Source organism: Methylophaga sp. UBA2513, assembly GCF_002341285.1.
Taxonomy (GTDB): domain Bacteria; phylum Pseudomonadota; class Gammaproteobacteria; order Nitrosococcales; family Methylophagaceae; genus Methylophaga; species Methylophaga marina.
On sequence record NZ_DDNT01000008.1, the window covers coordinates 170,251 to 174,351 of the forward strand.

Sequence of the window (4,101 nt, forward strand, 5' to 3'; positions counted from 1 at the left end):
TTCAAATCCAGCCCCCGCTACCATCGATCCCATACAAATGGGGTCATCCTGAATTTTCAAGAGCGCGGCAAGTTGTCCGTGCACCTCAATACCTACATTGCCCGGTGTTGGGGTTATCACAATCTTATCGACAATTTTCCTGACCTCACGGAAAATATCATCTCTCGATAGGCCTTCCTCGATATTCTCCATGTGCGATTGCAGACTCGCAACGATGTTTTTGTATTTCTCGGCTGCTGCTGGGTGAATGATTACTGGTTCGATCCGTTGTTGCTGTTGCGCTAATTCTTCCTCTAGCTGTTTCTTTTCCACTTCCATTTGTTTAATTTTTTGCATCAAGCTATCCGGCGGCACCCCTTTCAATAATAAATCCACGCCCCGATCAATTTCTACGGTCAGTGAATTAATTTGTCTTTGTTTCTGTTGGGCATTGCCCCGCTCAGACTTTTGCAGTCTTCGTCTTTCATCGTGATAGGCTTTGACGTACTCAGCAATTAACTCTGGCTCCGCTAAATGCGCATGCAATGCAGACAGGACTCGTTTTTCAATATGCTGACGAGTGATCGTGCGCTTATTGTCACAGTCTCCACGCTCACGATTACCGGAACATATCAATCTATCGGTTGTGAATATGGTGTAACTCGCACCACAACAACCACATTTAATCATGCCACTAAACACATGCTTAGGCTTACGCGCACGCCTATACTGGCTTTGACTTTTGCTGGTTTTTAAATTGGTCACTGCCTGCCATAACTCATCTTCAATAATTCTTAAATCTGGTGCATCATGATAAACCCATTCTTCAGGTGGGTTGGCTCTTGATACGCGCTTGCCGGTGCTAGGATCTTTTATAAAGCGCTGCCGGTTCCAGACTGTCTTACCGATATAAAGCTGGTTCTGCAGAATACCGTTCTGTCTCTGTCTGTTACCGTTAATCGTTGATGCGTTCCACTTACCTCCCCGAGGTGAGGGAATATCGTCAGCGTTTAAATCTCTGGCAATTTCACGTGGTGTTTTGTTATGACTGTATTCATTAAAGATACGCTCAATAACAACCGCTTGATTTTCATTGATGACTAATTCGCCGCCACCAATACTGTCATAGCCGTAAGATTTACCCCCAGCCTGACGACCATCATTGACGACAGCTTGTAAGCCTCGCTTTGTTTTTTGAGCCAAGTCTGCAAGGTAAAGCTCGCCCATTAAACCTTTAATGCCGATATGAATTGTGCCGACTTCACCATCTTGAACAGTATGGATAGTGACATTATAAAAAACTAAATCCTTACGAATTTGTGCAAGATCAGCTTGGTCACGGCTTAGCCTGTCCAGCCCTTCACAGATCACCGTATCAAACTTGCCTAGCTGCGCATTACGCATCAATTCAGCAAGAGCCGGACGATTACGTGTTGATGCACCAGATATAGCTGCATCCTGATAACTGTCGACCACATCAAAGCCGTTATGTTGTGCCCACATTGAGGCGAGATTAATCTGATCTCGACAGGATTTTTCGTTCTGGCGGTCTGAGCTAAACCGGGCGTATATTGCTGCTCGTTTATTATTCATTTTCATGATCCTTTCTTGCATCCCGTAATGCCATTACTCGAACCAAATCAAGCAATATTTCACGTTTGTATCTTTTCTTTATTTTTTCGGTAGTAATAGGCCAGTCGTGTTTCGATAATTTGTATGAAAGGGAATTACTATCCAGCCATGAGATAAACTCTCTTTTTTCAGAGCACACAACGCAGTCACATAATCTTTGTGATGGCTCTATCCTACTCATGAGTTCACCCCGAATCGTGAACTGATGAATAGCCGAGCTCCAACTGCATAAGATTTAGTGTTGATTAATGGTGGAGGCCATATCAGAGATGGAATTACATACTCTTCCCCATGAGACAGTGATGTTTCGACATCTGTGGAGTAGTGGCTAAGCAATAAAAGCTCTACACTTGTATATAAAGCATTAATGGACTTGACCGTGATAATAAGTGAATACATGTGTTCTCCTTTTATTCTCGAACAAGAATAAAATTACACATGTTCAGAACATTTTTTGTGGCATATTTCACAATTTTTATCGCGCTATAAATTTGATATAAAAGTTTTCTAAAATTTATATACGAAATTTTAATTTCCAATAAAATCAATTAACTATTTTTATGTTTGTGGGTGGCTGGAAAAGTGGTTTTGCGCAAAACTCACATGATTATGGACGGTGAAGGGGCGTCACTTCGCCCGGAAAAACACAAAGCGAAGCGACTGTTTTTCAGCCCCGAACCATCAGAACATATATGCTGTTGATCCACCAATCTTGATTTTCTTATAAGGTGGGCTTGAGGACGTACGTCCTTTGTCAGGTTTTCTCTTGTCTTTGCTAACAAGTATATTTTTGAAGTCAACATTTTTAACCGTTGTGACACGAACATTGTTGATCGTGGCTTGAGAGGGGCGTGGTAGTACCCGGCCTCTGCCGCTTCGGCTATCACCATATTGATTAATAGAGTCTACACTCTGGTGGCCTAATATTGCTGCACAGGTCACTCTGTCCTGACCACTGCTTTTAAGTTCACTGCCCAGTTGGTGACGGAAGGATTTGAAGGTAATGTGTTTTTTGCGTTTTGGAAAAAGCTTTTTATTCAGTCTGTCCAACCGCTTTTGTAACATACTGACAGCCGCCTCATCGGTTTGATGTGCCTTGAGTTTTTCCAGCTCCTTTTTCATGTGGTTTAAGGCAATGGAAAAAATCCTGAAGCTTTCATCATCAAGGTAAAGATGTCTATCCATACCTCTTGAGCCATCTTCAGTTTGCTTCGAACCTTCTATGTAAATGCCATTATCTGGGAGCAGTTGAATCGACATCATTTCAGATGGACGACACCCTGTTATATGAACAACAGTTAAGGCACCTACCAGACTTAAATCAGGTGTTTTTTTGACCATGCAGCCGTTTAACAAGGTACGAAAGTCTTTTTGGGATACCTTTTTTATGAAAGAGCCGGTTTTTTTCGTTTGGGCGCCATCAGGAAAGGGTGTTAATTTAATGAATTTAGCTTCTTCAGGGATGCATCTGGAGTCGTAATACACTTCCAGAGCGCGTCTTTTTTTTCTCCAAGAATCTATACCTTATTCGCGACCGGCGCTACGTTGCACGTGCCTTAGCTCCCGTGCCGTTTTACGTTGTCGCGTCCCCGTCTCTCATAGGCCAAAAGACATCACCTGAATCTTTGGATGCCTTAGCTAAGCTGCCACTTTCAGTCCTGATCGACCGGAAAAATGGCCGCCCTTGGCCTTGGCTATTTGCCAACGGGCAAACGTTCACGCCCAAGCAGCCAGCTCTTATCTGTGATGATCCAGATACGGAATTAGAAGCCACCCTGGCAGGCATGTGTTTTGGCCAAATTCCTGCCTATCTGGCTGAGCATCATCTTCGGTCAGGAAAGCTGGTTGCTGTTTTGGCTGATCTCGCTCCAGCGCCATGGGATCTGTTCATATACCGCCCACAGCAGGGTCCTGTATCGAAGCGGGTGCGATTGGTGTACGACCACCTTAAGCAGGCTTTCTCAAACCCCAAGCTATTTCCCCAGGCCCTGGGGAAATAGCCAGAGACTCATAGACAACCCTAGTGCGAAGCACGGCGCGGGCACAGCTGATCCAGAAGTGAGCTGCAAGGGCGTGGAAATATGCATACGTGCCGGAAAATGATAGCGACATATTGACATATTTAGATATTGCAAATAATATTAACCCATAACCCGTGCGAGAAACCTTAGGAGGTACCCTCATGAAAGATTCCAGTGATACCTACCATGAGATCTCTGCCCATGCCCCCTTTGGTGGCGATAAGAAATCTGACCTAGGACGGGAAACGCACAACTCAATACTGGAAGCCTACAGGCAAAAGAAGAACATCGACGTCAGCCTCAACGAAGCACCGCTCGGGCTCTTCAGAGCTCGTTGATCCATGTTTTTTTGACTTACAGAATCGAATATTTTAGACATGCAGGTAAATGAAATGACACACTCAGAACTTTTTAAAACAACTCAGCTGTGCCCATACACCCTCAAGAACCGTATCGTTCTGCCGCCACT

General features: G+C 44.2%; 4 protein-coding genes. 2 read left to right on the forward strand and 2 right to left on the reverse strand.

Annotated features, from left to right (window positions below):
- Positions 1-1,572, reverse strand: a 1,572-nt coding sequence (locus B3V56_RS05350; RefSeq protein ID WP_289284030.1) for a recombinase family protein, incomplete at its 3' end; no start/stop codon positions are given.
- A gap of 720 nt (positions 1,573-2,292) precedes the next feature.
- A complete protein-coding gene (locus B3V56_RS05355; protein ID WP_289284031.1) occupies positions 2,293-3,096 on the reverse strand; it encodes a site-specific integrase in 804 nt (267 codons plus the stop codon).
- 41 nt (positions 3,097-3,137) lie between these two features.
- On the opposite strand from B3V56_RS05355, the gene B3V56_RS14725 reads away from it, so the two are divergent.
- The gene (locus B3V56_RS14725; RefSeq protein WP_414673648.1) at positions 3,138-3,611 is read left to right on the forward strand and encodes a LysR substrate-binding domain-containing protein; all 474 of its coding nucleotides are present in this window, start codon (positions 3,138-3,140) and stop codon (positions 3,609-3,611) included.
- A gap of 182 nt (positions 3,612-3,793) precedes the next feature.
- The gene (locus B3V56_RS05360) at positions 3,794-3,970 is read left to right on the forward strand and encodes a hypothetical protein (protein WP_289284032.1); all 177 of its coding nucleotides are present in this window, start codon (positions 3,794-3,796) and stop codon (positions 3,968-3,970) included.
- The last annotated feature ends 131 nt before the right edge of the window (positions 3,971-4,101 follow it).